23 protein-coding genes and 2 tRNA genes are annotated in these 26,276 nt (G+C 64.2%); 12 read left to right on the top strand and 13 right to left on the bottom strand.

Annotated elements, in window-relative coordinates; genetic code table 11:
• Positions 1 to 23 precede the first annotated feature (23 nt).
• Positions 24 to 1,601, top strand: coding sequence for an acid phosphatase (locus QM685_RS05450; RefSeq protein ID WP_415113504.1), 1,578 nt, complete (start codon positions 24 to 26; stop codon positions 1,599 to 1,601).
• A gap of 147 nt (positions 1,602 to 1,748) precedes the next feature.
• Here QM685_RS05450 and QM685_RS05455 read toward each other — a convergent pair whose 3' ends face one another.
• The 3 genes from QM685_RS05455 to QM685_RS05465 all read right to left on the bottom strand — a co-directional run bounded on the left by QM685_RS05455 (position 1,749) and on the right by QM685_RS05465 (position 4,899).
• Positions 1,749 to 3,308 (bottom strand): methyl-accepting chemotaxis protein, encoded by a 1,560-nt coding sequence (locus QM685_RS05455; RefSeq protein WP_415113506.1) that lies wholly within the window; start codon positions 3,306 to 3,308, stop codon positions 1,749 to 1,751.
• 491 nt (positions 3,309 to 3,799) lie between these two features.
• Positions 3,800 to 3,876: transfer RNA gene (locus QM685_RS05460), tRNA-Arg, on the bottom strand.
• Positions 3,877 to 4,068: 192 nt separating this feature from the next.
• Entirely contained in the window at positions 4,069 to 4,899 is an 831-nt protein-coding gene (locus tag QM685_RS05465) for an undecaprenyl-diphosphate phosphatase (protein WP_415113508.1), read from the bottom strand.
• Between the two features lie 632 nt (positions 4,900 to 5,531).
• On the opposite strand from QM685_RS05465, the gene QM685_RS05470 reads away from it, so the two are divergent.
• From QM685_RS05470 to QM685_RS05490, 5 genes are all read left to right on the top strand, one after another.
• Entirely contained in the window at positions 5,532 to 6,440 is a 909-nt protein-coding gene (locus QM685_RS05470; RefSeq protein ID WP_415113510.1) for an aldose epimerase, read from the top strand.
• A gap of 195 nt (positions 6,441 to 6,635) precedes the next feature.
• Positions 6,636 to 7,346, top strand: coding sequence for a peptidoglycan DD-metalloendopeptidase family protein (locus QM685_RS05475; protein ID WP_415113512.1), 711 nt, complete (start codon positions 6,636 to 6,638; stop codon positions 7,344 to 7,346).
• A 178-nt stretch (positions 7,347 to 7,524) separates the two neighbouring features.
• Positions 7,525 to 7,851: a hypothetical protein gene (locus QM685_RS05480; RefSeq protein WP_415113514.1), complete on the top strand. Its 327-nt coding sequence runs from the start codon at positions 7,525 to 7,527 to the stop codon at positions 7,849 to 7,851.
• A 939-nt stretch (positions 7,852 to 8,790) separates the two neighbouring features.
• Positions 8,791 to 9,099, top strand: coding sequence for a DUF2288 domain-containing protein (locus tag QM685_RS05485; protein ID WP_415113516.1), 309 nt, complete (start codon positions 8,791 to 8,793; stop codon positions 9,097 to 9,099).
• A complete protein-coding gene (locus QM685_RS05490) occupies positions 9,096 to 10,478 on the top strand; it encodes an MATE family efflux transporter (RefSeq protein ID WP_415113518.1) in 1,383 nt (460 codons plus the stop codon). Before QM685_RS05485 ends, QM685_RS05490 begins: the two co-directional genes overlap by 4 nt.
• 437 nt (positions 10,479 to 10,915) lie before the next feature.
• On the opposite strand, the gene QM685_RS05495 is transcribed toward QM685_RS05490, so the two are convergent.
• The gene (locus QM685_RS05495) at positions 10,916 to 11,083 is read right to left on the bottom strand and encodes a hypothetical protein (RefSeq protein ID WP_415113520.1); all 168 of its coding nucleotides are present in this window, start codon (positions 11,081 to 11,083) and stop codon (positions 10,916 to 10,918) included.
• 184 nt (positions 11,084 to 11,267) lie between these two features.
• Between QM685_RS05495 and QM685_RS05500 the strand changes: the two genes are divergently transcribed.
• The 5 genes from QM685_RS05500 (at position 11,268) to QM685_RS05520 (ending at position 13,754) form a co-directional block, all read left to right on the top strand.
• Positions 11,268 to 11,447, top strand: a complete 180-nt coding sequence (locus tag QM685_RS05500; RefSeq protein ID WP_415113522.1) for a hypothetical protein — start codon at positions 11,268 to 11,270, stop codon at positions 11,445 to 11,447.
• A gap of 407 nt (positions 11,448 to 11,854) precedes the next feature.
• On the top strand, positions 11,855 to 12,013 hold the full coding sequence (locus tag QM685_RS05505) for a DUF3309 family protein (RefSeq protein ID WP_415113524.1): 159 nt from the start codon (positions 11,855 to 11,857) through the stop codon (positions 12,011 to 12,013).
• Positions 12,014 to 12,063: 50 nt separating this feature from the next.
• A tRNA-Pro gene (locus QM685_RS05510) sits at positions 12,064 to 12,140 on the top strand.
• A gap of 188 nt (positions 12,141 to 12,328) precedes the next feature.
• Positions 12,329 to 12,787: a phosphohistidine phosphatase SixA gene (gene sixA / locus QM685_RS05515; protein WP_415113526.1), complete on the top strand. Its 459-nt coding sequence runs from the start codon at positions 12,329 to 12,331 to the stop codon at positions 12,785 to 12,787.
• Between the two features lie 154 nt (positions 12,788 to 12,941).
• A complete protein-coding gene (locus QM685_RS05520) occupies positions 12,942 to 13,754 on the top strand; it encodes a GNAT family N-acetyltransferase (RefSeq protein WP_415113528.1) in 813 nt (270 codons plus the stop codon).
• A 120-nt stretch (positions 13,755 to 13,874) separates the two neighbouring features.
• Here QM685_RS05520 and ppx read toward each other — a convergent pair whose 3' ends face one another.
• Positions 13,875 to 15,551, bottom strand: a complete 1,677-nt coding sequence (ppx, locus tag QM685_RS05525; RefSeq protein ID WP_415113530.1) for an exopolyphosphatase — start codon at positions 15,549 to 15,551, stop codon at positions 13,875 to 13,877.
• Positions 15,552 to 15,755: 204 nt separating this feature from the next.
• On the opposite strand from ppx, the gene ppk1 reads away from it, so the two are divergent.
• Positions 15,756 to 17,819, top strand: a complete 2,064-nt coding sequence (ppk1, locus tag QM685_RS05530) for a polyphosphate kinase 1 (RefSeq protein ID WP_415113532.1) — start codon at positions 15,756 to 15,758, stop codon at positions 17,817 to 17,819.
• A 28-nt stretch (positions 17,820 to 17,847) separates the two neighbouring features.
• Here the strand turns inward: ppk1 and phoR are convergent, their stop codons facing one another.
• From phoR to glmM, 8 genes are all read right to left on the bottom strand, one after another.
• Positions 17,848 to 19,161, bottom strand: coding sequence for a phosphate regulon sensor histidine kinase PhoR (gene phoR / locus QM685_RS05535; RefSeq protein WP_415113534.1), 1,314 nt, complete (start codon positions 19,159 to 19,161; stop codon positions 17,848 to 17,850).
• A gap of 66 nt (positions 19,162 to 19,227) precedes the next feature.
• Positions 19,228 to 19,929: a phosphate regulon transcriptional regulator PhoB gene (gene phoB, locus QM685_RS05540; protein ID WP_008922879.1), complete on the bottom strand. Its 702-nt coding sequence runs from the start codon at positions 19,927 to 19,929 to the stop codon at positions 19,228 to 19,230.
• A gap of 26 nt (positions 19,930 to 19,955) precedes the next feature.
• Positions 19,956 to 20,660 (bottom strand): phosphate signaling complex protein PhoU, encoded by a 705-nt coding sequence (gene phoU / locus QM685_RS05545; RefSeq protein ID WP_415113537.1) that lies wholly within the window; start codon positions 20,658 to 20,660, stop codon positions 19,956 to 19,958.
• Positions 20,661 to 20,688: 28 nt separating this feature from the next.
• Positions 20,689 to 21,537, bottom strand: coding sequence for a phosphate ABC transporter ATP-binding protein PstB (gene pstB / locus QM685_RS05550; RefSeq protein ID WP_415113539.1), 849 nt, complete (start codon positions 21,535 to 21,537; stop codon positions 20,689 to 20,691).
• Positions 21,538 to 21,554: 17 nt separating this feature from the next.
• A complete protein-coding gene (pstA, locus tag QM685_RS05555; protein ID WP_415113541.1) occupies positions 21,555 to 22,451 on the bottom strand; it encodes a phosphate ABC transporter permease PstA in 897 nt (298 codons plus the stop codon).
• Positions 22,448 to 23,449 carry a phosphate ABC transporter permease PstC gene (gene pstC, locus QM685_RS05560; RefSeq protein ID WP_415113543.1) on the bottom strand — a complete coding sequence of 334 codons (1,002 nt, stop codon included), beginning with the start codon at positions 23,447 to 23,449 and terminating at the stop codon, positions 22,448 to 22,450. Before pstC ends, pstA begins: the two co-directional genes overlap by 4 nt.
• A 168-nt stretch (positions 23,450 to 23,617) precedes the next feature.
• The gene (pstS, locus tag QM685_RS05565; RefSeq protein ID WP_415113545.1) at positions 23,618 to 24,649 is read right to left on the bottom strand and encodes a phosphate ABC transporter substrate-binding protein PstS; all 1,032 of its coding nucleotides are present in this window, start codon (positions 24,647 to 24,649) and stop codon (positions 23,618 to 23,620) included.
• 263 nt (positions 24,650 to 24,912) lie between these two features.
• Positions 24,913 to 26,271, bottom strand: a complete 1,359-nt coding sequence (glmM, locus tag QM685_RS05570) for a phosphoglucosamine mutase (protein ID WP_415113547.1) — start codon at positions 26,269 to 26,271, stop codon at positions 24,913 to 24,915.
• Positions 26,272 to 26,276 lie beyond the last annotated feature (5 nt).

Below are 26,276 nucleotides of genomic sequence, written 5' to 3' on the forward strand. Positions count from 1 at the left end.
ACGCGAGAGTGAGAACCTATTCGATGAACAAGAAACTGATCCGCGCGACGCCCATTGTGATCGCGGCGGCGTTGAGCCTGTATGCATGCGGCGGCAGCGAAGTCACGCAACCAGACATCACATCGATCAGGACGGTCGTCGTGATCTACGCGGAGAACCGCAGCTTCGACAATCTGTACGGCAACTTCCCCGGCGCGAACGGCCTGCAGAACGTGAACGCGGCGAATTCGACGCAGGTCGACCGCAACGGCACGCCGCTCGCGACGCTGCCGCTCGTCTGGAACGGCCTCACGCAGACCGGCGTGACGCCCGTCGTCACCGAGGCGATGACGGCCAGTCTGCCGAACAGCCCGTTTGCGATCGACGATCCGAACGGCTTCAACACGCCGATCACCGCGACGACGCGCGACCTGTATCACCGCTTCTACGAGAACCAGATGCAGATCAACGGCGGCAGGAACGACAAGTTCGCCGCGTGGGCGGACTCGGGCGGCCTCGTGATGGGCCACTACTCGCTGAACGCCGACAAGCTGCCGCTGTGGAAGACCGCGCAGCAATACACGCTCGCCGACAATTTCTTCATGGGCGCGTTCGGCGGTTCGTTCCTCAATCACCAGTGGCTCGTCTGCGCGTGCACGCCGCTCTATCCGAACGCGGACAGGAGCCCGGCGGCCGGCTCGGTGTCGGCGGTCGAAAGCGATGGCGTGACGCTGAAGGTCGCGTCGAACTCGCCGGCCTCGGCGCTCGACGGCCCGCCGAAGTACGTGCTGTCGGGCAACCTGACGCCGGACTTCTACGCGATCAACACGATGCAGCCGCCGTACCAGCCGAGCGGCAACAAGGCGGCCTCGGGCGGCGACGCGAATCTCGCCGATCCGTCGCAGGCCACCACGTTGCCGCCGCAGACGCAGCGCCACATCGGCGATCTGCTGAACGACGCGAAAGTGTCGTGGGCATGGTACGGCGGCGCGTGGGGCGCGGCGGTGTCGGCCGCGCAGAACGGCACGTCGAACGTGATCTACGGCGCGAATCTGAGCGCGCCGAACTTCCAGCCGCATCATCAGCCGTTCAATTACTTCGCGGATCTGGCGCCCGGCACCGCGAACCGCGCGCAGCATCTGCTCGACGGCGGTCTCGGCGGCTCGGAGTTCATCAAGGCGATCGACGCGGGCACGCTGCCGCAGGTGTCGTTCTACAAGCCGCAGGGCAATCTGAACGAGCACGCGGGTTATACCGATGTTGCGTCGGGCGACCAGCACATCGCGGACGTGATCGCGCATCTGCAGAAGAGCCCGCAGTGGAACAACATGCTGGTCGTCGTGACCTACGACGAAAACGGCGGCTTCTGGGATCACGTCGCGCCGCCGAAGGCCGACCGCTGGGGACCGGGCACGCGCATTCCGGCGCTGATCGTGTCGCCGTACGCGAAGAAGGGTTACGTCGATCACACGCAGTACGACACGACGTCGATCCTGCGCTTCATCACGCGCCGCTTCTCGCTGCCGACGCTGCCCGGCATCGCCGCGCGCGACGCGGCGCTCGCGAGCAACGGCGGCAAACCGATGGGCGATCTGACGGCGGCGTTGAACATCAAACAGTAACGAGCGGGAAATCGCGCGTAGCGGAGCACGCTGCCGCTAACAGGACTGACCGGTTCCGCATGGCGGGACCTTTGACGGGCAGCTTCGGCTGCCCACTTTTTTTGGGCGGCGCATCGACGGCGTACGGCATCCCGCGCGATCAGCCGCTCAGACCGCGGTTCCCTGCAACCTGAACCTGTTGACGACGTCGCGCAGCATCTGCGCCTGCTCCTGCATCGATTGCGCGGCGGCCGCGGCCTGCTCGACCATCGCCGCGTTCTGCTGCGTGGTCTCGTCCATTTGCGCGATCGCCAGATTGACCTGCTCGATGCCGCGGCTCTGCTCCTCGGAGGCGGCCGAAATCTCGCTGATGATGTCGGTCACGCGCTTGACCGCGTCGACGAGCGAATCCATCGTGCCGCCCGCCTTCTCGACGAGCGCCTTGCCGCTGCCGACGCGTTCGACCGAATCCTCGATCAGGCTCTTGATCTCCTTCGCCGCGTCGGCGCTGCGGCGCGCGAGATTGCGCACCTCGCCCGCGACCACCGCGAAACCGCGCCCTTCCTCGCCGGCGCGCGCCGCTTCGACAGCCGCATTCAGCGCGAGGATATTGGTCTGAAACGCGATGCTCTCGATCACGCCGATGATGTCGACGACGCGCGCCGAGCTCGCCGCGATGCTCTGCATGTTCGCGACTACGTGCTGCACGGCTTCGCCGCCCTCGCCCGCGAGCTGCGAGGCCGACAGCGCCATCCGGTTTGCCTGCAACGCGTTGTCGGCGTTCTGCTTGACCGTCGCGGTGAGCTGCTCCATGCTCGCCGCCGTTTGACCGAGCGACGACGCCTGCTGCTCGGTACGCGCCGACAGATCGAGATTGCCCGCCGCGATTTCCTCGGCCGCGACCGTGATCGTTTCGGTGCCGCCGCGAATGCGCCGGATCGCGTCGGCGAGGCGCCCCTGCATGCGCTGCATCGCGAACAGCATGCTCTGCTGATCGTCGCCGGCCAGCGCGACGGGATTCGACAGATCGCCGTCGGCGATCGTTTCCGCGACGCTCGCCGCATAGGCTGGCTCGCCGCCGAGGCTGCGCTTCACGTTGCGGATGATCAGCACGAGCGCGACGGTGCTGACGCTGCCGATCACGAGAATCGTCAGCAGGTAGCGCAGCAGATCGGCGCGGAACGCCGCGTTGATGTCGTTCACGTACACGCCCGAAATCAGATACCAGTCCCACGCGGGAAAGCGCTTGACGAAGCTGATCTTCGGCACGCGCCCGTTGTTGCCGGGCAGGCGTCCCATATAGTCGACGAAACCCTGGCCTTGCGCCTGCGCGACTTTGACCATCTCGACGAACAGCAGCTTGCCGTCGGTATCGGCGTAATGCGACACGTCCTTGTTGCGCAGATCCGCGAGCACCGGATGCATGATGACGACCGGCGTCGCGGTCGTCACGATCATGTAGCCGCTGCCGGGATAGCGCATCGCCGCGAGCCGCGCCATCGCCTGCTGCCGCGCCTGCTCCAGTGTCAATTCGTGCTGGTCGACGCGCTTCGCGTAGTCGGCCACGATCCCGTACGCGCTTTCCACGACGTTTTGCACCGCCGACTTGCGCTCGGCGAGCATCGTCGCGCGCGACTGCCACGCGGCCCAGCCGCCGAGACCGAGCAGGCCGAGCCACGTAATCAGTAACGCGAGCCAGAGTTTGGTGTTGAGGCTGAGTCGGTTCACGCGGGTTCCTCCGTCGCCGGATCGCGGGGCCGGCTGAATGGCGCGGCGTCAAGGCCACGCTTAAGGGGCTGGCCTCGCGGCCTGGCTTATGGTGTTGGGTCTTGGGGCGGGGTCCCGGCTCGTGCCTCGCGTGTTGCCCGACGGCCAGGTCCGCTGTTCGACCGCTGTCGCGGCGCGCACGAAGGCGCGGCGCATCAGCGAGTTCTCGTGAGATAACGGCGCGGCGCGCGATTTCCTGAGTCGGGAATCACCCGAACCGGATGCGGCGACGATGCGGCCACCGGCAGCCAACTACGCGTGTGCTAGTACGAAGCCGCCGACGTGCTGACAATGGCCACGAGCACCAACGCGGAACTGCTCGCGATGGCCGGGCCACGCAACCCCTACCCCGGCAAAAATACGTTGGGGGTCGCGTTCAATTGATCCATGTGGGGGGCGGAAAAGAGAAAAGGGTTACAGGCGCGACGCCTGTAACCCTTTTTCGATGATTCTGGCACGGCAGGAGGGGCTCGAACCCCCGACCCTCGGCTTAGAAGGCCGATGCTCTATCCAGCTGAGCTACTGCCGTATTGATCGATATCCGCATGAAACCGCGCTCTTGCCAAAGCCGCCGGATTCCCTACAGACTGAAATTCTAACCGACCGGGCAGCAGACGGCGAATTCCGCAGGCTACTCCGGCCACCGCGCCGGGCCCGGATTATAGCCGATCGCTCTTTTATCACCGATCGCTTTCAGAGCGGCGGCACGCCGCGGATGCAATCAAACCGGCTGCGGATGCAGCATGAACCAGCCGAGGAACAGAATCCCCGCGATCGCGCAGTACGCGCCAAACGACGCGAGACGTCCGCGGCCTTCGAAATAGCGCATCAGGAAACGCACGCTCAGATACGCGGCGATCGCGGTCAGCACGCCGCCGAGCACGGCATCGGCAAGCTGGCCCGGTGCATGAAACAGCTTCGGCAATTCGAGCACGCCGGCCGCGAAGATGATCGGCGTGCCGAGCAGGAACGAAAACTCGGCGGCCTTCTCGGCGGTGAGGCCGGCCGCGTTGCCGGCGATCATCGTCAGACCGCTGCGCGAGAAGCCGGGAATCAACGCGCCGATCTGCGCGAGGCCGACGAAGAACGCCTGGCGGAACGTCAGCTTCTCCGGCGCCTGATGCGCGCGCGTGCGTTGCAGGCGATCGCCGAACCACAGCAGCACGCCGTTGACGATCAACGCGATCGCGACGATGCGCAGGTCGTGAAAAATCCGCTCGAGACGCTTTTCCAGCACGAGGCCGACGAGACCCGCCGGAATCGTGCCGATGATGAGCGCCCACATCATGTGGCCGTCATCGTTGCGGCGGCCGCCCAGCGACGCGAAGAAGCCGCGCACGAGCGAGCACCAGCGCTTGCGGAAGTACCACAGCAACGCGAACGCGGTGCCGAGATGGAGCGCGACGAGAAATGGCAGCAGCTGCGGCGCATGCTTGTCGATATGCATGCCGAACAGCGCGGGCACGAGCAGCGTGTGGCCGAGGCTGCTCACCGGAAACAGTTCGGTGACGCCTTGCAGCACGCTCAGGAAAATCAGAAACGACAGGTTCACGCGGCGGTCCTTGTAAGGAAAGTGTCGGGGAACTGCGCGCCGCACAAACGAAAGGAGCGGCACGTCAAAGGCGCACCGATTATGCCTGGCTGCAAAGTCAGCGCCAAGCGGTTAGGCCACATTCGGAAAAATATTGACGCGCTGCGTCACAACTCGAAACCGTTGTTACGCGAGAGCAAGGACTGCGCTACCCGGCGACGAGCGATGACGCTCGGTCAATCAGCGGGAAAGTGATTGGAGAGTTGTTGCGCGAAACCCGCGCTGACGGAACTGGGCCGCCGGATCGATTCGGATTCGGCGGCTATCGCGCGGGTTTCGGCGGAAGGCGGGAGCGCGCGGGAATCAGCGTTTGAGCGAGTGGAAGAAGTAATACGTGCTTGCCATAAACATACCGAACAAGGCCACGCCCATTGCCATTGCGATATCCATCACGCCCTCCTGAGCCGATCGCGCCCGGATTGGATTACCGGACGATCTGGCAGATTATCGGTAAGGTGCGCCTTTTTCGGACACCCGCAATTTCCCGAGAAGGGTTTCCCCGTAGCGCAAAGCAGCGCAAAATCGCTGTTTTGCCGCGCGCGGCGTCTGCCGGCACCCCCTCTTCAACTTCTATCCAGAGCTACTCAGCCACCATGCCTCTCTCCCCGGAACAGGACATTCTCGAGATCGACCTGGACAACTCCGTGCTCCGCTTTTCGCCGCAAGCCGGCGGCCGTCTGCTGTCGTGGACGATCGACGGCGAAGAGGTGATCCATTGGCCCGAGCACGCCGACTGGAGCGTGCCCGCGCGGATTCGCGGCGGCAATCCGCTGCTCTTTCCGTTTCTCGGCCGCCATCGCGTCGACGGCAAGATCGGCTACTGGCGCGACGCGCAAGGCACGGTGCGCGAGTTGCCGATGCACGGCTTCGCGCGCGATCTGCCGTTCGACGCGCACGCCGACGTACACGGCGCGGGCCTCCGGATGGTGCTGACGGATACTGAAGCGACCCGCGCGGCCTATCCGTTCGGCTTCCGTTTCGAGGCCGCGTACAGCCTCGTCGACGCACGCACGCTCGACGTGACGCTCACCACCACGAATACCGGCGACGCGCCGCTGCCTTATTACGCCGGCCATCATTTCTACTTCACGCTGCCGCATACGCAGCGCGCCGGGACCACGATCGAACTGCCGCGCACCGAGCGATGTCATCAGCAGGATGACGGCTCGATCAGCGCCGCCGAGCCGGGTGAGCCGAGCTATACGCTCGACGAAGCGCGCATCCACGACCGCTTCCATTGCCTGAGCGGGACGCCCGACCAGCCGGTGCGACTGGTCGCGCCGGGCCTGAAGCGCGTGATCACGATCGACCTGCGGCGGCCGGACTCGGTGCCCTGGTACGCGGTAACGACGTGGACCGAAAAGCCGCAATCGGACTTCTACTGCGTCGAGCCGTGGCTCGGGCTGCCGGACGCGATTCATAACGGCAGGGGTTTGCGCTGGCTGGAGCCGGGCAAAACCGAGACGGCGGCACTGCGGATTACCGTCGGGAAGACGGATTGAGGTTGGATCGCTGCTCGCGACGCGACCGGCCAGCGTTTGCATGTGGAGCTCGCGCATCGACGGATCGCGGCAGCCCCAACACAACACCGCCGCTTCCCCTTTCGCGTACTGCAACGCAAAACCGTTAGAATCGAACGCTTTGTTCTCTCTGCCACGTGATCGGGATCGGCGCGCGGCAGCGCTTTGCGAGGTCCAATGCTGGAAACAACAAGAATCAGACGACTCGGCTGCGCCGCGTTGCTCGCGCTGCTCGCCGCGTGCGGGTCGGCGCCGGTGGCGCCGGGCTACTACCGGGTCGAACGGGGCGATACGCTTTCGAAGATCGCGCGCAAGAACCGGCAGTCGGTGCAGAGCATCACGCGCTGGAACAGCCTGACCAATCCCGACAGCATCGAGATCGGTCAGGTGCTGCGCGTCGCGCCTCCCGCCGGCGCGGCATCGGCGAGCGGCACAATACGTAGCGGCGGCGGTAGCGACGCGAGCGCGTCGGCCACGCCGCGCGCGGCGCCCGCCGACAACGCTCCGGCCACCGCGCCCGCGTCGATCTCGCTGGTGTGGCCGGCCGACGGCACCGTAATCCGGCGCTTCGACGGCGCCAATTCGAAGGGCATCGACATTTCCGCGGCCGCCGGCACGCCGGTCGTCGCGGCGGCGCCGGGCACCGTCGTGTATGCGGGCAACGGTCTGCGCGGTTATGGCAATCTGCTGATCCTCAAGCACAACGCCGATTATCTGACCGCTTATGCGCACAACCGCATGCTGCTCGTGAAGGAAGGCGAATCGGTCAAGCGCGGCCAGAAAATCGCCGAAATGGGCGACACCGATACCGATCGCGTGATGCTGCATTTCGAGTTGCGCTATCAGGGCCGTTCAATCGATCCGTCGAAGGCGCTGCCGCCGCGTTAGGCGCGCGCGGTGGCACACGTGCCGCGTATGCGCCCGTACGCGGCCAAGCATCAGGTCCCGCGGGTGCTACATCCAGGCACGGCAAACCGGGCTCGGGAACCCGGCGTGCTATAAACGCTCAATTCGAGGCGGCGTGGCTGCGCGCCACGTCCCTCCCGTTATTTGCAAGGAATCTGAAATGAAGAGCGCATTGGCGAGCATCGCGACGGCCGCGACGATCGGTCTTGGCCTGTTGACGCTCGGCGGCCTCGGCGGCTGCTCGAGCACCACCACGATGACCTATCTGCCGAGCGGCGACACCGGCTTCGCGATCAACTGCAGCGGCAGCGACGCGAGCACGAGCTGGGCCGAATGCTACAAGCGCGCGGGCGAAGTCTGCGGCAATTACGGATATGACGTGGTGTCGAAAGACGTCGACAACGGCGCGACCTCGGGCGGCTCGATCGGCGGCATTTTCGGCGCAAACGTGAAGAACCGGTCGATGGTGGTGCGCTGCAAGCAGTAACGGCCACACTGCTGCCAGACGTCGCGCCAGACCAGATTCGCCGCCTGGCGGCAGCGCCAGCGCCCGGAACTCGGATCGATACGCGCGGCGAAGCGCAGCAGCAACGCAAGCGCGATCGGCCACATACCGAGAAAGAGGATCAACCAGCTCATAAGCCGCGCGACGAAAAATAATCCGCCATGATCCGTCGCACGTGTGAATCCGTGGTGAACCCTTCGAAAAACCGGCTAGAAATCCGGTGCCAATCTACTCGAAAAAAAGCCCGGCGCAAGGCCGGGCTAACGGGGGTTCGGCGCATATCGGCAAAGGACCGGTTCACCATGCGCCAGAACGAAATCTAACAATCCGCATTTACAACTGCAATCCATTAATTTTGCAGTCAATGTTACATGCCGTACGGATTACGCAATTCGTGAATCGGAAATGTCGGAATGGAACCGTCTAAATGCGCCGCGCGGCCGATAACGGATCCAGCTAAAAGATGCGAACCGGATTGCGCGAATGGCACGCCAGCAAACGCGCTGCCCATGTTCGCGGAAAGCGGTTGCAAAACACCTGAGGAAAAGCTTCTGGCCGATTTTCACTAATATGCGAGACTTAAACGCGCATTCCTGTCGCTCATATAAACTTGGTGCGCCAACGCACGTAACAGATCGATTAGTCTTCTCGCCGCCTCCGAATAAACATTCTTATTTCATCACAACAAAATTCGCGAATAGCGAAATAATAATACGGCAAATCAACCGACAAATCATCAACCGATATTGATACGGATTTACCGTTGGTTTAATCCGATGATAAATATCTGTCCTTGCATCACGCGGTACATCCCACTATCTGGCCCATTGAATCCGCTGACATGCAGGTTCAGAATCCGACTCAGCCATGGCGACTCGCACCGATGGTTTATAGTTACGGCCCCGTCCGACCCCGCTTACGATGACTTCCAACGACGCCCCCCAGAGCCCCCTGTACACGAAGCTGCTTGGCGAAACCGCCAGGATCGGCTGGAGCGAACTCGAACGTTTCTTTGCGCGCGGCATGTTGCTGCGCGTCGCGCGCGACCTCGATCTGGTGAGCGTGGCCGAAGCGATCGCCAACGACGACACCACCCAGGTCACGCAATGGCTGTCCGCTGGCCTCGTCGAGCGCGTGCAGTCGGAGACTGCCGCCGATTTCGCCACGCGCGACCCCGATCTGTGGGCGGTGGTCGTGTCGCCGTGGGTCTGCGTGCAGGAGCGCTCTTGAGCGACGCCGTACCCGAGGCCCGGGTACCCGAAGTCGACGGTGGGAGAGCAACCAGCGCGGCCGCGCTGCCGGTGCGCTGGCATCGGCGGGTGCTGGCGCTCGCATTTCCGATCGTCCTCGCCAATCTGACACAGCCGATCCTCGGCGCGGTCGATACCGCCGTCGCTGGCCATCTCGACGACGCGTCGTATCTCGGCGGCGTCGCGCTCGGCGGGCTCTTTTTCAGCTTCGTGTACTGGGGCTTCAGCTTCCTGCGCATGGGTACGACCGGCCTCGTCGCGCAGGCGCACGGCGCGGGCAACGACGACGAGCTGCGCGACACCGTCGTGCGCGCGCTGCTGATGGCGGCCGCGATCGGCGCATTAGTATTGCTGGTGCAGCAGCCGTTGATCGGCTACGCGTTGCGTCTGATCGGCGGCAGCGACGCCGTGCAGCGGCATGCGCAAATCTACTGCCATGCGCGCATCTGGGCCGCGCCGCTCGCGCTCGGCAACTATGTCGTGCTCGGCTGGCTGATCGGCACGCAGCGGGTACGGCTCGCGCTGCTGTCGCAGGTGTTCATCAACAGCGTGAACATCGTCGCCGTGCTGCTGTATGTGTACGCGTTCGATTGGGGCGTGGCCGGCATCGGCACGGCCGCCGCGACGGCCGACGCGCTCGGCTTCGTGCTCGGCCTGGCTCTGTTGTGGCGCGGCCGGCCGCGCGGTCTGCCCGCGCTGAACCGCGCGGCATTGTTCGATGCCGCGGCGCTGAAGCGGCTCGTCGTGCTCAATCGCGACATCTTCATGCGCACGCTGTGCCTGCTGGCGTCGTTCGGCTGGTTCGCGCATCTCGGCGCGCGGCAAGGCGACGCGACGCTTGCGGCGAACGCGCTGCTGCTCAATTTCCAGACTTTCATGGCATACGGACTCGACGGCTTCGCGCATGCGGCCGAAGCGCTCGTCGGCGCGGCGATCGGCGCGCGCGACCGGCATGCGTTCGCGCAGGCGGTCAAGGTAACGGCGCTGTGGTCGGCGCTCGGCGCGCTCGGGTTCTCGTTCGTGTATTGGGGCGCGGGCACGTGGATCGTCGGGAAGCTCACCGATCAGGCCGCCGTGCGCGCCGCGGCCGAAACGTATCTGCCGTGGGCGGCGTTGTCGCCGGTGATCTCGGTGTGGAGTTTTCTGCTCGACGGCGTGTTTATCGGCGCGACGCGCACGCGCGAGCTGATGGTGTCGATGGTGATGTCGCTTGCGGTGTTCGTCGCGGCGTCGTCGCCGCTGCTCGCGCTGCATGGCAATCACGGACTATGGATCGCGCTGCTGCTCTTCATGGCCGCGCGCGGCATTACGCTGGCGCGTTATCTGCCGGGCGTCGCACGGGGGATCGCGGCGGCGTAGCAGGCCGCGGCGCGTTGCCTTGCCGGTGGCGCTTGCGAAGCACCATTGGCGATGCATGGCGCACGCGTTCCGGTGCCCATCCCGCGGTATCCGTTTGTGTCGAATATCTCTTTATCGCGGCAACGTCGGCTCGCGCCGCTGGCGCTGCAATCAGCACGCGCCGCGTTTCGTCGGCTCTTTGTATGGCGACAGCCGGTTACGGCTTGAAACAAGCGCATACATATCACCTATCGGACGCGTCCTAGAATGATTTCAGCCCGTGCTCTCCGCGCGAACAGTCGGCACGGGTCAGAAGTGCCGGCGTGCCCGCGCCGGTGCTTCGCCTTCATTTCCCTTCGCTTCGTCGCCGTCCTCTCGCCGCATCCACATCCATTCACGTTGCAGTTGCCCAGCCGACTTCACGTGCCGCCGAACGCGACGCCGCGTGCGAGGATCGCTTATTCCGCAGCGGGCGCGGGGAGCATCGAAGGCGGCCGATCGTCGGTCGGCACGCCGTGATAATCGGCGGGATCCTGCGGCGGCGCCCCGTGATGGGCGGACGGATTGCCAGCACAGCCGGCAGCGCCCGCCGACAGCAGCAGGGCAATGGTCAAAACACGGATCATCAGCAGTCGTCTCCGGGATAAAAGATGGGAAAGAAGGTGGATGGGCAGCCATCCGCCGGCGCGCCGAGAGTCTACCCGCAAAATGCGCTCCGCGATGCCGCCGCGCGCCACCCCGCCCATTTCGTGAGATTTCGCCAGACGTGGCCTACTATAAGATCATGGTCGCATGTTTCAGGAGGCTGCCATGGACGCTGAATCGATCGCGGGTCTGATCGGGCTCGCAGTGGGTCTGCTCGTGCTGGTCGCGTTGTCGGTTTTCGAATCGCGCACCTACAAACGCGAACACGATGGCGAGGGCATGCTGCATCACTGGCTGACGCATCAGCATCTGCATATGCCGCATTGGAGACGTCCGCGGCATTGAGGGTGGTGTGGGTCGAATGCCGCGTTTCGCGGTGCGTGCCGAGGCATTGAGCTTCGGCGGCTCATAACGGCGCGGCACCGCCATGCCGCAGTGCCCGAATTTCGTTTCCAATGAACGATGCGGCGATCGGCGCCTCGACAGGTGCGCCGGTTGCCGCCCGCCGACTGCCGTGCACTGATCGCATGGCGCCTGCATCTACTTCGCGGTGTGCATCGCGCCAACGGGCAGCGATACGCATACGACGTACGCCACGTTTTCCTTCCCCTTCAACGGCGACGTATCACCTCGTCACCCCCGCGCGCTCCCGAACGGGCCCGGTATCCATCGTCATTGTCATTCTTCATGGGCACACACGTTGCTGTTCCACAGCCAGCGACCTCATGGACCCACAAACAAGGAGAACGGCGATGACCCTCGGAACCATCCTGCTTATCGTGCTCATCCTGCTGCTGATCGGCGCGCTGCCCAGTTGGCCGTATAGCAGCGGCTGGGGCTACCGGCCAACCGGTCTCGTCGGTGTCGTGCTGATCATCGTCATCATTCTGCTGTTGATGGGACGCATATAGACCGAGGGATTGACGCTCTTATCCAATACCCCGTACAATCTCTGATTCGTCGGAGCGTAGCGCAGCCTGGTAGCGCATCTGATTTGGGATCAGAGGGTCGTAGGTTCGAATCCTATCGCTCCGACCACGAAAAACGAGGGGTTACAAGCCATTGGCTTGTAACCCCTTTCTCATTTCTGGTGCCGTGCAACCATCATGTCGCCACACGGGAGCGAAGCCAGGCACCCGGCTTGCAGATCACCGGGTACACGTGCCACAGTGCTCGCGCACATTCAGCAACGGGCCACGAACCCGCCGCCCTATAAGGAGACACGCATGGATCTGATCCTCTGGCGTCACGCCGAAGCCGAAGATGTCGCCTCCAGCGATCTCGCCCGCGCGCTCACCACGCGCGGCCGCAAGCAGGCGCAAAGCGCCGCCCGATGGCTGCGCGCCCGTCTGCCCGACGACGCGCTCGTGCTCGCGAGCCCCGCGGTGCGCACGATCCAGACCGCCGAGACACTGACCGACCAGTATCGCGTCGTGCGTGAAATCGCGCCGAACGCAAGCGCGAACGATGTGCTCGAAGCAGCCGGCTGGCCCAACGGCATCGCGCAGACCGTGGTGATCGTCGGACATCAACCGACACTCGGTCACGTGGCCGCGCAGTTGATCGGCGACAGCCGCGCGAGCTGGCCGCTGAAAAAAGCCGGCATCTGGTGGATCGCGAGCCGTGAGCGCGACGGCGAGCAACAGGCTGTGTTGCGTGCGGCCATCAGTCCCGATCTGATCTGAATACACGCCCTGGGCGACGCGTCCGACATTACAACACTCGCGCACGCGGCTTACGGGCAGTCATCCAATCGTCACGGCTTTGCCATGCAAGCGTCACCACGCATTACTACATTGGCGAAAAAAGAAATCCCCCTTTTTTCGATCAGGACCGCCAATGCGAGAACTGCCGACGCCTACCCTGCCCTTCGCCTCGCTGCTCGAATCGCGCCGTTTGCCTCGCGCCGAGGAAACGGTCACCGCGCAGCATCGCCTGCAAGTGTCGTGGGCGCGCACCGATGAGGAACTGCGCGAGGCGCAGCGTCTGCGTTACCGCGTGTTCGCCGACGAAATGGGCGCGCGCCTGACCGGCCCGAAGGGCCTCGACGTCGATGCATTCGATTCGTATTGCGACCATCTGCTGGTGCGCGATCTCGACACGCTGCAGGTGGTCGGCACCTATCGCGCGCTGCCGCCGCACCAGGCGGCGCGCATCGGGCGTCTGTATGCGGAAAGCGAGTTCGACGTGTCGCGTCTCACGCATCTGCGCGCGAAGATGGTCGAGGTCGGCCGCTCGTGCGTGCATGCCGATTATCGCAGCGGCTCGGTCATCATGTCGCTGTGGGCGGGGCTCGCCGCGTATATGAAGCACAACGGCTACGAAACGATGCTCGGCTGCGCGAGCGTCGCGATGGTCGACGGCGGCCACTATGCAGCGAACCTCTATTGCTCGCTGCGCGAGAGCGCGCTGACGGCGCCGGAATATCGCGCGTTTGCGCATACGCCGTTGCCGGTCGACGATTTACAGACGAGCGCCGCGGTCGCTCCGCCGCCGCTCGTGAAGGGTTATCTGCGCCTCGGCGCGAAGATTTGCGGCGCGCCCGCATGGGATCCCGATTTCAACACCGCGGATTTTCTGACGCTGTTTCGCCTGTCCGAGATCAATGCGCGCTACGCGCGTCACTTCCTCGGCGACGCGTTGTCGCGTTGAGCGTGACCGGTCGCGATTGCCGAGCGGCGCGGCAAAATGAAAAAGCCCGGCATTTTTGCCGGGCTTTTTCTCGTTGAGGCGCCTCACGCACGCGCCGAAGCACATACCGGGGACCGTGCATCAATCGTCGGTATAAACGACGCGATACGGAATCCCGACCTTCTCCCATTCCGCCGCCTCCTGGATCAGGCTGTAGTCGGTCAGCGGATTGTTGACGACCCAACCGTTCGGCAGACGCACCTCGTAGCCGCCGTTCACCTGCGCGACCGAGATCCACGGCAGGCCGACATCCGAGCGTCGGCGGCACAGGAGCGCCGCGAGCCGCAGGCAGAACAGCAGCGGCCATTCGACGTCGCGCGTTTGCGAGAGCTTGCCGAGCTTGCCCGCATGGCCGAGCACGAGCGCGGCGACGCGCGCCTGGTCGGTGCGCGAAAAGCCCGGCATGTCGGCGTTGCTCGCGATATAGGCCGAATGCTTGTGGTACGCGCTGTGCGAGATCGACAAACCGATCTCATGCAGCGCCGCCGCCCAGCCGATGAACATGCGGTTTTCCGCGCGGCGATCGTCGTCCGATGCGTCGCCCGATGCGCCGTCCGGCTCGCTGAGCTGGTCGTAGAAGCTCATCGACAGTTCGCTGATACGCCCCGCCTGCGCGCGATCGACGCCGTAGCGGCGCATGAAGCCCTCGACCGTCACCGTGCGCATGTCTTCATGCTGCGAGCGGCCGAGCAGGTCGTACATGACGCCGAGGCGCAGCGCGCCGTCGGTGGTGTCGACGTAATCGACGCCGAGTTCATCGAACACCGCGATCATGATCGACAGACCGCCCGCCAGCACCGGCACGCGGTCGCTTTTCAGCGCCACCAGCTTCAGCCGGTTCACGTTCTCGGCCTTGATCAGCGCGCGCTTGAGCCGTTGGAGGCCGCCGCGCGAAATGCCGTGCGTGATACCCGCGTCATTGAAGCCGTTCGCCTCGACCAGTTCGGCGAGCGCGCGCGCGGTGCCCGACGAGCCGATCGCCTGCTCCCAGCCGGTTTTTTTGTACTCGGCGGAAATGATCTGGATTTCGCGGCGCGCCGCGAGTTCGGCCTGGCGCATCGTGTATTCGTCGACGTTGCCGGCCGGGAAAAACGCGCGGCTATGGCTCACACAGCCGATGTACAGGCTCTCCATCTGGATCGGCGTGTAATGCGAACCGATGATGAATTCCGTCGAACCGCCGCCGATATCGACGACGAGCCGCTTGCCCGCGCTCGCCGGCACCGAGTGCGCGGCGCCCGCGTAAATCAGGCGCGCTTCCTCGCGCCCGGCGATCACTTCGATCGGAAAACCGAGCGCGGCCTGCGCCTCGCCGAGAAATTCGCCCGCGTTCTTCGCGATGCGCAGCGTATTGGTCGCGACCGCGCGCACGTGGTCGGGATGAAAGTCGCGCAGGCGCTCGCCGAAGCGCTTGAGCGCGTCCCAGCCACGCACCTGCGACGCGCGGTCGAGCATCTTGTCGCGCGACAGACCGGCGGCGAGGCGCACCGGCTCGCGCAATGCGTCGACCTGATAGATCTGGCTGCCCGCGTCGGTTTCCTCGACCCGGCCCACGATCAGCCGGAAGCTGTTCGAACCGAGATCGACGGCGGCGAGGAGTTGGGGGGTATTGACCATCGGGTAAGCGGACTCCATGCGCGCGAGCGCGGCGGCAGCAACCGCGGGCGTGGCTGCGGACGCGGGAAGCGCCGCTCGCCGGCCCGGCGACCTCGACGCGGGATGCGCGTCGCGGCCGGCCGCGCTGTTCAAAGACGCCATTTTAAGCGTAGCGGACCTCACGGTGTCACCTCGCTGCGATGGGAGACCCGCTATGGTCGCATACGTCGTGCGTCATATTGACGACAGGCGACGATTGCGGCATAAAATCTTGAAATAGCTCGAGTGTCATAACGGCGTCATCAAACTGTGAGAATTTCTGAAGGTTTTTCCGTCTCCATTCCAGACATTCCAATCTCGCTGCCGATGTCCGTCCGCTATCCCTTATTGAACCGCGAGCTGGGCATTCTGGGTTTCAACGAGCGCGTGTTGGCGCAAGCCGCCGACCCAGCCGTTCCCCTGCTCGAACGCCTCCGCTTTATCTGTATCACCAGCAGCAATCTCGACGAATTCTTCGAAGTCCGCATGGCCGGCCTTCAGGAACAGATGCGCGACAACCCCGGCGCGCTGTCGCCCGACGGGATGTCGCTGCAGCACGTGTACGACCTCGTCGTCGAGCGCGCGCAGAAACTCGTGCATCGCCAGTACACGATGCTGCACGACACCGTGCTCACCGCGCTCGAACAGGAAGGCATCTATTTCCACGGCACCGAAGCGTGGAGCGACGCGCAGACCGAATGGGCGCGCAACTACTTCTTCGACGAACTGCTGCCGGTGCTCACGCCGATCGGGCTCGACCCCGCGCATCCGTTTCCGCGCGTGCTCAACAAGAGCCTGAACTTCGTGGTCGAGCTCGAAGGCAAGGACGCGTTCGGCCGTCAGGCGATGATGGGCATCGTGCAGGCACCGCGCGCGCTGCCGCGGCTCGTGCGCATGCCGCAGGAGCTGTCGGGCTATCCGCATGGCTTCGTGCTGCTGAGCTCGCTGTTGCAGCGCTTCGTCGGCGAGCTGTTTCCGAATCTCGTCGTGCGCAGCTGCAACCAGTTTCGCATCACGCGCAACAGCGAACTGTTCGTCGACGAGGACGAAATCACCAATCTGCGCGTCGCGCTGCAGGGCGAACTGCCGGCGCGGCATCTGGGCAACGCGGTGCGGCTCGAAGTGTCGGCGGAAACGCCCGCGCACGTCGTGCGGCGTCTGCTCGACGAAAGCGGCCTGTCGAACAAGGACTGCTACTACGTGAACGGCCCCGTCAACCTCGTGCGGCTGATGCAGTTGCCCGAGATGGTCGACCGGCCCGATCTGAAGTTCGTCCCGCATATTCCGTCGACGCCGCCGCAGATCGCCAACGCGGCGAGCATGTTCGACGTGATCGATCAGGGCGACGTGCTGCTGCATCATCCGTACGAGAGCTTCCAGCCGGTGCTGGAGCTGCTGCTGCAGGCGGCCAAGGACCCCAACGTGGTCGCGATCAAGCAGACCATCTACCGCACCGGCACCGACTCGCCGCTGATGGACGCGCTGATGCAGGCCGCGCGCAACGGCAAGGAAGTCACGGTGGTGGTCGAGCTGCTCGCGCGCTTCGACGAGGAAACCAATATCAACTGGGCCGCGCAGCTCGAAGCGGTCGGCGCGCACGTCGTCTATGGCGTGGTGGGCCACAAGTGCCACGCGAAGATGATGCTGATCGTGCGGCGCGTATCGGCGGGCGGCAAGACGACGCTCAAGCGCTACGTGCACCTCGGCACCGGCAACTATCATCCGCGCACCGCGCGCCTCTATACCGACTTCGGCCTGATGACCGCCGATCAGAAGATCTGCGAGGACGTGCACCACGTATTCCAGCAACTGACCGGCATCGGCGGCGAGCTGAAGCTGCACGAGCTGTGGCAATCGCCGTTCACGCTGCATCCGAAGCTCGTCGAGGCGATCCGCAAGGAAGCCGAGCATGCGCGCGCCGGCAAGAAGGCGCGCATCGTCGCGAAGATGAACGCGCTGCTTGAGCCGACTGTGATCGCCGAGCTCTACGAGGCGTCGCAGGCCGGCGTGAAGATCGATCTGATCGTGCGCGGCGTGTGCTCGCTGCAACCGGGCGTGGCGGGGCTCTCCGAGAACATCACGGTGCGCTCGATCGTCGGGCGCTTCCTCGAACACCACCGCATCTACTACTTCTACGACGGCGGCAAGGAGCAGGTCTATCTGTCGAGCGCCGACTGGATGGACCGCAACCTGTTCCGGCGCGTCGAAGTCGCGTTCCCGGTCAACAACCGGCGCCTGAAGCGGCGCGTGATCGCGGAAGGTCTGTCGGCGTTTCTCGGCGACAACCAGTCCGCGTGGCTGATGCAAAGCGATGGGCACTACCGGCGGCGGCGGCCGGGTAAATCGTCGCGCAACGCACAGATGAGTCTGCTCGCGAAGTTCTGTTCGTAGTTAAGCCGCCGCGGTCAAACCGCGGCGCTCAAGCTGGCGCCGCCTGGCAGCGCGCGGTGCGGTACACCGGAAAGCGCACGGTGAACGTGCTGCCGCGCCCTTCCTCGCTCTTCACGTCGAGCTGCGCATCGTGCCGCTGCAGCACGTGCTTGACGATCGCGAGACCGAGACCGGTGCCGCCGGTGTCGCGCGAACGGCTGCGGTCGACGCGATAGAAGCGTTCGGTGAGCCGCGGAATATCGGCGGCCGGAATGCCGAGGCCACTGTCCGTGACCGTGAACACCGCGTGGTTGCCCTGCGCATGCCAGCCTACCTTGATCGAGCCGCCATCCGGTGTATAGCGGATCGCGTTCGTCACGAGATTGCCGAATGCGCTGAAAATTTCGGTTTCGACGCCGGTGACGGTGAGCCCCTCGTCGGTATCGAAAACGATCCGGTGATGATCGCCGGAAAGACTCTGCGCGTCATCGCGCAGATGCCGCAGCACCGCGCGCATGTCGATCATCTGATCGCTCGGCGGCTTGTTGTCGCCTTCGAGCTTCGCGAGCACCAGCAGATCGCTGACGATATGGCGCATGCGCGCCGCCTGCTGCTCCATCAGCTCCAGATAGCGCGCGCGTTCGGTCTCGCTCAACGGCAGCTCGCGCATCGTCTCGAGAAAGCCGGACAGCACGGTGAGCGGCGTCTTCAGTTCATGCGACACGTTGGCGACGAAGTCGCGCCGCATCGCGTCGGTGCGTTCGAGCTCGGTGATGTCCTGCGACAGCACCAGCTTGCGATTGTCGCCGTAAGGAAACACCTGCACCGACAGCACGTTCTGGCGCTTCTCGCCCATACCGCGCATGATCAGCATTTCCTCGTAACGATGCGAATTCAGATAACGCACGAAGTCGGGGTGACGCACCAGATGCGTGATGTGCTGACGCAGATCGCGCTTCGCGTCGAGCCCGAAGTGGCTCTCCGAAATCGCGTTGCACCATTCGATCTGATCGTGATCGTCGAGCATCGCGACACCGTTCGGCGATGCCTGGATCGCCTGGATGAAACGCGAATGCTGCTGCTCGACCTGGCGCACCTGCGCGTGCCAGCGCTTCGCGAGCTTGTGCAGACGGTAGTAGATTTCGCCCCAGATGCCGGGGGCGCTCGGCACTTCGCCGTACACCGGCGCGTCGAGCAGACGCCACAGGCGCTGCTTGTGAAACGTGCTGAAGATGCTCTGCGCGAGCAGCATGACGATCGCGAGGACGAGTCCCGCCTTCACGTTCACCAGTGCGCCGACCACCACGCACAGAACAGCAAGCAGCACGACCGACACGATGGAGCGCGCCCAGATGATGTTCATGGTCTAGCGATCGAAGAGAAAACAGCGCTGGAAAGAGGTGACGGCGCGGGTACGCCGCCGCGGCTATCAGGCGCTCTTCGCCAGCCGGTAGCCGCTGCCGCGAACCGTTTCAATCATAGCATCGCACCCCGCGGGCTTGAGCGCCGCGCGCAGGCGCTTGATGTGCACGTCGACGGTACGCTCCTCGACGAACACGTGATCGCCCCATACCTGGTCGAGCAGCTGCGTGCGGCTGTGCACGCGCTCCGGGTGGGTCATGAAGAAATGCAGCAGGCGGAATTCGGTCGGACCGAGATCGAGCTTGATCTCGCTGCCTTCCGCATGCGCGGCGACGCGATGCGTGGCCGGATCGAGCTTCAGGCCGTTGATCGCCACCACGTCTTCGGTCAACTGCGGCGCGCGGCGGCGCAGCACCGCCTTGATGCGCGCCATCAGCTCCTTCGGCGAGAACGGCTTCGTCACGTAGTCGTCGGCGCCGATCTCGAGGCCGAGCACCTTGTCCTGCTCGTCGCCGCGCGCGGTCAGCATGATGATCGGAATATGCTTCGTGCGCTCGTTGTTGCGCAGATCGCGCGCGAACGAAATGCCCGATTTTCCCGGCAACATCCAGTCGAGCAGCACGAGGTCGGGCAGTACGTCGCTGATCAGGTTGTGCGCCTGCTCCGCGTTGTACGCCCGAATCGGGCAGTGTCCGGCGTGTTGAAGATTGACCGAAATCAGTTCGGAAATGGCGGGCTCATCTTCAATGACGAGAATGCTGCTGGGCATCGGCACCTCTGTTCCTTTTCTCTGGATTAGCTGAGTGCTTCGCGTTCGAGCGCGTCGCGCGACTGGTGCCGCACGTCGGTGCCCTTCACGATGTAGATGATGAATTCGGCGATGTTCTTCGCGTGGTCGCCGATCCGCTCGATCGCCTTCGCGATGAACAGGAAGTCGAGGCCTACCGAGATCGAACGCGGATCTTCGGTCATATACGAAATCAGCTTGCGCACGAACGCGCGGAATTCGTCGTCGATCGCCTTGTCGTCGCGCACGATCTGCGCGGCGGCCACCGTATCGAGACGCGCGAACGCGTCGAGCGCGCGGCGCAGGATCGACACCGCCAGTTCGCCGGACAGCTTGATCTCGGCGATGTTGATGGTGCGCGATGCGCCGTCTTCCATGAGACGCTTGGTGCGCTTCGCGATCTTCTCGGCTTCGTCGCCGGCGCGCTCGAGGTTCGTGATGGTCTTCGAAATCGCGATCAGCAGACGCAGGTCGCGCGCGGCCGGCTGACGGCGCGCGATGATGTTGCTGCACTCCTCGTCGATCTCGACTTCCATCCTGTTCAGACGCTCTTCGGCCGCGATGACCTGCTCGGCGATGTTGAGGTCGAATTCGTTGAGCGCCTGCATCGCGCCGACGATCTGCGATTCGACGAGGCCGCCCATTTCGAGCACCTTCGACGAAACAAGGTTCAGGTCGGCGTCGAACTGGCTGGACAGATGTTTATCGGACATGTCGTACTCCGTTGTATTGCCCGGCTGATTAGCCGAAGCGGCCAGTGATGTAGTCCTCGGTTTCCTTGCGGACCGGCTTGATGAAGATCTTTTCGGTGTCGCCGAATTCGATCAGTTCGCCGAGGTACATATAGGCAGTGTAGTCCGAACAGCGGGCCGCCTGCTGCATGTTGTGCGTGACGATCACGACCGTGTAGTCGCTCTTCAACTCGGCGATCAGTTCTTCGATACGGCCCGTCGAAATCGGGTCGAGCGCCGAGCACGGCTCGTCGAGCAGCAGCACTTCGGGACGGATCGCGATGCCGCGCGCGATGCACAGACGCTGCTGCTGACCACCGGACAGACCATAACCGCTCTGGCCGAGCTTGTCCTTTACTTCGTTCCACAGCGCCGCCTTCGTGAGCGCCCATTCGACGCGGTCGTCCATTTCCGAGCGCGACAGCGTTTCGAACATCTTCACGCCGAACGCGATGTTGTCGTAGATCGACATCGGGAACGGCGTCGGCTTCTGGAACACCATGCCGATACGCGCGCGCAGCAGCGAGATGTCCTGGCGCGTCGTCAGCAGGTTTTCGCCGTCCATCAGGATTTCGCCTTCGGCGCGCTGCTCCGGATAGAGCGCGTACATCTTGTTGAAGGTGCGCAGCAGCGTGGACTTGCCGCAGCCCGACGGACCGATGAACGCGGTCACCTTGCCTTCGGGAATCTGCAGGTTGATGTTCTTCAGCGCGTGATATTTGCCGTAGAAGAAGTTCAGGTCGTTGACCTCGATCTTCGGACGCGCCGGCGCATGCGGAAAGCCGCTTTGCTCGGGTTCGGAACCCGCGGGCGAGGTTGCGTGCCCGATCGGATTGAGTTGGGTTTCTGCCATGTTCATCGGATTACACTCCGCCCTTACTTGTTCGAGAAGATCGTGCGCGCGAGGATGTTCAATCCCAGCACCGCGAGCGTGATCAGGAAGACGCCGGCCCACGCGAGCGATTGCCACTGCGCGAACGGACTCATCGCAAACTTGTAGATCGTGACCGGCAGGTTCGCGACCGGCTGGCCCATATCGACCGAGAAGAACTGGTTCGACAGCGCGGTGAAGAGCAGCGGCGCGGTTTCGCCGGCAATGCGCGCGACGCCGAGCAGCACGCCGGTGACGATGCCCGCGATCGACGCCTTCAGCGTGATCGACAGCACCATCTTCCACTTCGGCGTGCCGAGCGCGAAGGCGGCTTCACGCATCGCGTTCGGCACGAGTTTGAGCATGTTCTCGGTGGTGCGGATCACGATCGGAATCTGCAGCAGCGCCAACGAGAGCACGCCGGCCCAGCCGCTGAAATGCCCCATCCTCGCGACGACGAGCGCGTAGACGAACAGACCGATCACGATCGACGGCGCGGACAGCAGGATGTCGTTGATGAAGCGCGTGAGGTTCGCGAGCCAGCCCTTCTGGCCGTATTCGGCGAGATAGACGCCCGCCATGATGCCGATCGGCGTGCCGATGAAGGTCGCGAGCCCGACCAGCATCAGGCTGCCGACGATCGCGTTGGCGAGACCGCCGCCGTCGGTGTTCGGCGGCGGCGTCGACTGCGTGAACAGCTCGACCGACAGACCGCCGATACCGAGGCGCAGCGTCGTATAGAGAATCCACACGAGCCACAGCAGACCGAAACCCATCGCGACGAGCGACAGCGTCAGCGCGATCGCATTGGTGAAGCGGCGGCGCCCTTGCAGGCGCGTGCGCATCGCCTCGAGCGTCGCCGCGTCCTTCAGACCCGGCATGTTCAGGGAAGACCCGCTCATTTCGCGCCCTCCCCTTTCTCGAGACGAAGCAGCATGATTTTCGAAATCGACAGCACGATGAAAGTAATCACGAACAGGATCAGGCCGAGCTCCATCAGCGCCGACGTATGCAGGCCCGGGTCCGCTTCCGCGAACTCGTTGGCGAGCGCCGACGTGATGCTGTTGCCCGGCGAAAACAGCGAGATGTTGTCGAGCAGGTTGGTGTTGCCGATCACGAACGTGACCGCCATCGTCTCGCCGAGCGCGCGGCCGAGGCCGAGCATGATGCCGCCGATGACGCCGGTCTTGGTGAACGGCAGCACGATCTTCCACATCACTTCCCACGTCGTGCAGCCGATGCCGTACGCCGATTCCTTCAGCAGCACCGGCGTAACTTCGAACACGTCGCGCATCACCGACGCGATGTACGGGATGATCATGATCGCCAGAATCACGCCCGCGCACAGGATGCCGATGCCGATCGGCGGACCGGCGAACAGCGCGCCGACGAACGGAATGCCGCCGAGCACCGCGCCGAGCGGTTTCTGGAACCACGTCGCGAAAATGGGCGCGAACACGAGCAGACCCCACATGCCGTACACGATCGACGGAATCGCGGCGAGCAGCTCGATCGCGATGCCGAGCGGCCGGCGCAGCCAAGCGGGCGAAAGTTCGGTCAGAAAGAGCGCGATGCCGAAGCTGACCGGCACCGCGATGATGAGAGCAATGATCGACGTGGCGATGGTGCCGTAGATCGGCACGAGCGCGCCGAACTGCTTGCTGGGCGGATCCCAGACGGCGGTCCACAGGAACGGCAGACCAAACTCCCGGATCGACGGCATCGAGGAGATGATCAGCGAGACGATGATGCCGCCGAGCAGCAGCAGCGTAATGATGGCGGAAAGGCGTGCGAGGCCACCGAAGATCACGTCGCCGGAGCGGCCGGGTGCTTTCTGTTGCGAGGCGCTGCCAGGCGGAGTGGCCCGGCTCGCGCCGGACGCTAAATGAATATCGGACATGAGAGCCTGAGGGACCTGTTTCCAGTTGCCGGACGACACACGTCGGGCGGCGGATGATGCTGCGGCGAATGCCGGGCCAATGTCATTGGCCGTCCTCGCGGGAGGACGGCCAGGATGCTACGAAACGCGGCGCCCGAATCCGTTCGAACGCGCCGCGCGATGCGCGCCTTACTCGGCGATCGGCTTGCCAGCCGAATCCTTCACCTTCTGCTTCCACTGCGTGCGGATTTCCGACACGACCGATTCCGGCAGCGAGATGTAATCGAGATCGCTCGCAGCCTGGCCCCCGTTCTTGAATGCCCAGTCGAAGAACTTCAGCGTCTCGGTGCCTTGCGGCGCCTTGTCCTGCGTCGTGTGCAGCAGCACGAACGTCGCGCCGACGATCGGCCATGCGTTCTTGCCCGGCTCGTCCGTCAGGATCTGGTAGAACGACTTCGACCAGTCAGCACCGGCGGCCGCTGCCTTGAACGTCTCGGTCTTCGGTTCGACGACCGCGCCCGACTGGTTCTTCATCGCAGCATAGGTCATGTGGTTCTGCTTCGCATACGCCCATTCGACATAGCCGATCGCGCCCGGCAGACGCTGCACGAATGCCGCGACGCCGTCGTTACCCTTGCCGCCCGTGCCGACCGGCCAGTTGACCGTCGTGCCTTCGCCGACCTTGGCCTTCCATTCCGGATTGACCTTCGACAGGTAGTTCGTCCAGATGAAGCTGGTGCCCGAACCATCGGCGCGGCGCACCACGGCGATGTCCAGATCCGGCAGCTTCAGCTTCGGGTTCAATGCGACGATCGCCGGATCGTTCCACTTCTTGATCTTGCCGAGATAGATGTCGCCGAGCACTTCGCCCGACAGCGTCAGTTCCGACGGCTTCACGCCAGGAATGTTGACTGCCGGCACCACGCCGCCGACCACCGTCGGGAACTGGAACAGGCCGTCCTTCGCGAGCTCGTCGTCCTTCAGCGGAGCGTCCGAACCGGCGAAATCGACGGTCTTCGCGACGATCTGCTTCACGCCGCCCGCCGAGCCGATGCCCTGGTAGTTAACCTTGCCGCCGCCGGACTTCTGATAAGCGTCGGCCCACTTCGTGTAGATCGGTGCTGCGAAGGTGCTGCCCGCGCCGGTGATGTCTGCTGCTTGCGCTGTAATCGCGAAAAGCGCGCCAGCGACGCCAGCGAACACGGTGTGCATCAATTTCATGAGACCTCCAGGGGTGTAAGCGTGTGGTATGAGCGTGTAGGACGAACACCGCGAAGCTTAGGGTCTCTTTATGACAAAACCGTGACTGACCGTGAAACAGATGTGACAGTAATATTACCGTGTGAAAGGTGCTGCGGCGGAGGAATTGGCGCTGTGGCGATGCGGTCGGCATCGCTTGTTAGCTTAGGCGGAAAAGATGGTGGAGGCGAACGTTTGCGCGAGGGGAATCAGCAACCCCGCTCCGCCGCCTGCCGATGAATCGATTAAGCGGTCGCTTCCCTCACGGCTTCCGCGATCGCTTCCGAATGCCGCACCGCATCGGCGACGTTCCGTGCCTCGACCATCACGCGCAGCACCGGCTCCGTGCCCGACGCGCGGATCAGCACGCGGCCACGGCCGTCCAGCGCGCTTTCCGCCGCGCTGATCGCGCGGCGGATCGCGTCGCTGCCCTTCCAGTCCGACTCCGGCTTCATGCGCACGTTGATGAGCTTCTGCGGGAACAGCGTGACGCCCTCGAGCAGATCCGCGAGCGATTTGCCGCTGCGCTGCATCGCCGCGAGCACGAGCAGCGCGGATACGATGCCGTCGCCAGTCGAATGGCGATCGAGCGACAGAATATGGCCAGAGCCTTCCGCGCCGAGCTGCCAGCCGTGCTCGCGCAATTGTTCGAGCACATAGCGGTCGCCGACCGCGGCGCGCACGAACTTCACGCCAGCATCCCGCAGCGCGACTTCGACGGCCATGTTGGTCATCAGCGTGCCGACCGCGCCTTCGACATGGCCCGTGGTCGCGATGCGGTCCTTGACCAGCACGTACAACAGCTCGTCGCCGTTATAGAGACGGCCAGCCGCGTCGACGATCTGCACACGGTCGGCGTCGCCATCGAGCGCAATGCCGAGATCCGCATGATTCGCACGCACCGCGCGCACCAGCGCGTCCGGCGCGGTCGCGCCGACGCCGTCGTTGATGTTGAAGCCGTTCGGCGCGACACCGATCGGGATCACTTCCGCGCCGAGTTCGTGGAACACGTGCGGCGCGACGTCATACGCGGCGCCATGCGCGCAATCGACGACGAGCTTCATGCCACGCAGGTCGTACGCGGCGGGGAACGTGCTCTTGCAGAACTCGATATAGCGGCCGGCGGCGTCGTCGAGACGCCTCGCCTTGCCCAGCCGTTCGGAGGCCGCGCACGCGAGCGGCAGTTCGAGTTGCTCCTCGATCTGCGCCTCGACATCGTCCGGCAGCTTGTTGCCGTCGGCCGAGAAGAATTTGATGCCGTTGTCGTAATAAGGATTGTGCGACGCGCTGATGACGACGCCCGCGGCCAACCGCAGCGCGCGCGTCAGGTATGCGATTCCGGGCGTCGGCATCGGGCCGGCCAGCATGACGTCGACGCCGGCCGCCGAAAAGCCCGATTCGAGCGCCGCTTCGAGCATGTAGCCCGACACCCGCGTGTCCTTGCCGATCAGCACCGTCGGCCGGGTGCCGGTTTTGGCCCAATGGTCGGCGCCCGCGAGCACTTTGCCGGCCGCGTAGCCGAGCCGCAACACGAATTCCGGCGTAATGGGCCCTTCGCCGACCTTGCCCCGAATCCCGTCCGTTCCGAAGTAACGACGTGCCATGTTTT

This window comes from Paraburkholderia sp., from assembly GCF_047605525.1.
Lineage (GTDB): Bacteria > Pseudomonadota > Gammaproteobacteria > Burkholderiales > Burkholderiaceae > Paraburkholderia.

Excerpts from the sequence above, each read along its gene's own strand:
- QM685_RS05470 (WP_415113510.1), top strand. The coding sequence starts at position 5,532 with ATGCCTCTCTCCCCGGAACAGGACATTCTCGAGATCGACCTGGACAAC.
- ppk1 (WP_415113532.1), top strand. The coding sequence starts at position 15,756 with ATGTCCGTCCGCTATCCCTTATTGAACCGCGAGCTGGGCATTCTGGGT.
- phoU (WP_415113537.1), bottom strand. The coding sequence starts at position 20,660 with ATGTCCGATAAACATCTGTCCAGCCAGTTCGACGCCGACCTGAACCTT.
- QM685_RS05480 (WP_415113514.1), top strand. The coding sequence starts at position 7,525 with ATGAAGAGCGCATTGGCGAGCATCGCGACGGCCGCGACGATCGGTCTT.
- QM685_RS05520 (WP_415113528.1), top strand. The coding sequence starts at position 12,942 with ATGCGAGAACTGCCGACGCCTACCCTGCCCTTCGCCTCGCTGCTCGAA.
- pstA (WP_415113541.1), bottom strand. The coding sequence starts at position 22,451 with ATGAGCGGGTCTTCCCTGAACATGCCGGGTCTGAAGGACGCGGCGACG.
- phoB (WP_008922879.1), bottom strand. The coding sequence starts at position 19,929 with ATGCCCAGCAGCATTCTCGTCATTGAAGATGAGCCCGCCATTTCCGAA.
- ppx (WP_415113530.1), bottom strand. The coding sequence starts at position 15,551 with ATGGCGTCTTTGAACAGCGCGGCCGGCCGCGACGCGCATCCCGCGTCG.
- pstB (WP_415113539.1), bottom strand. The coding sequence starts at position 21,537 with ATGAACATGGCAGAAACCCAACTCAATCCGATCGGGCACGCAACCTCG.
- QM685_RS05450 (WP_415113504.1), top strand. The coding sequence starts at position 24 with ATGAACAAGAAACTGATCCGCGCGACGCCCATTGTGATCGCGGCGGCG.
- QM685_RS05485 (WP_415113516.1), top strand. The coding sequence starts at position 8,791 with ATGACTTCCAACGACGCCCCCCAGAGCCCCCTGTACACGAAGCTGCTT.
- pstS (WP_415113545.1), bottom strand. The coding sequence starts at position 24,649 with ATGAAATTGATGCACACCGTGTTCGCTGGCGTCGCTGGCGCGCTTTTC.
- sixA (WP_415113526.1), top strand. The coding sequence starts at position 12,329 with ATGGATCTGATCCTCTGGCGTCACGCCGAAGCCGAAGATGTCGCCTCC.
- pstC (WP_415113543.1), bottom strand. The coding sequence starts at position 23,449 with ATGTCCGATATTCATTTAGCGTCCGGCGCGAGCCGGGCCACTCCGCCT.
- QM685_RS05475 (WP_415113512.1), top strand. The coding sequence starts at position 6,636 with ATGCTGGAAACAACAAGAATCAGACGACTCGGCTGCGCCGCGTTGCTC.
- glmM (WP_415113547.1), bottom strand. The coding sequence starts at position 26,271 with ATGGCACGTCGTTACTTCGGAACGGACGGGATTCGGGGCAAGGTCGGC.
- phoR (WP_415113534.1), bottom strand. The coding sequence starts at position 19,161 with ATGAACATCATCTGGGCGCGCTCCATCGTGTCGGTCGTGCTGCTTGCT.
- QM685_RS05505 (WP_415113524.1), top strand. The coding sequence starts at position 11,855 with ATGACCCTCGGAACCATCCTGCTTATCGTGCTCATCCTGCTGCTGATC.
- QM685_RS05495 (WP_415113520.1), bottom strand. The coding sequence starts at position 11,083 with ATGATCCGTGTTTTGACCATTGCCCTGCTGCTGTCGGCGGGCGCTGCC.
- QM685_RS05500 (WP_415113522.1), top strand. The coding sequence starts at position 11,268 with ATGGACGCTGAATCGATCGCGGGTCTGATCGGGCTCGCAGTGGGTCTG.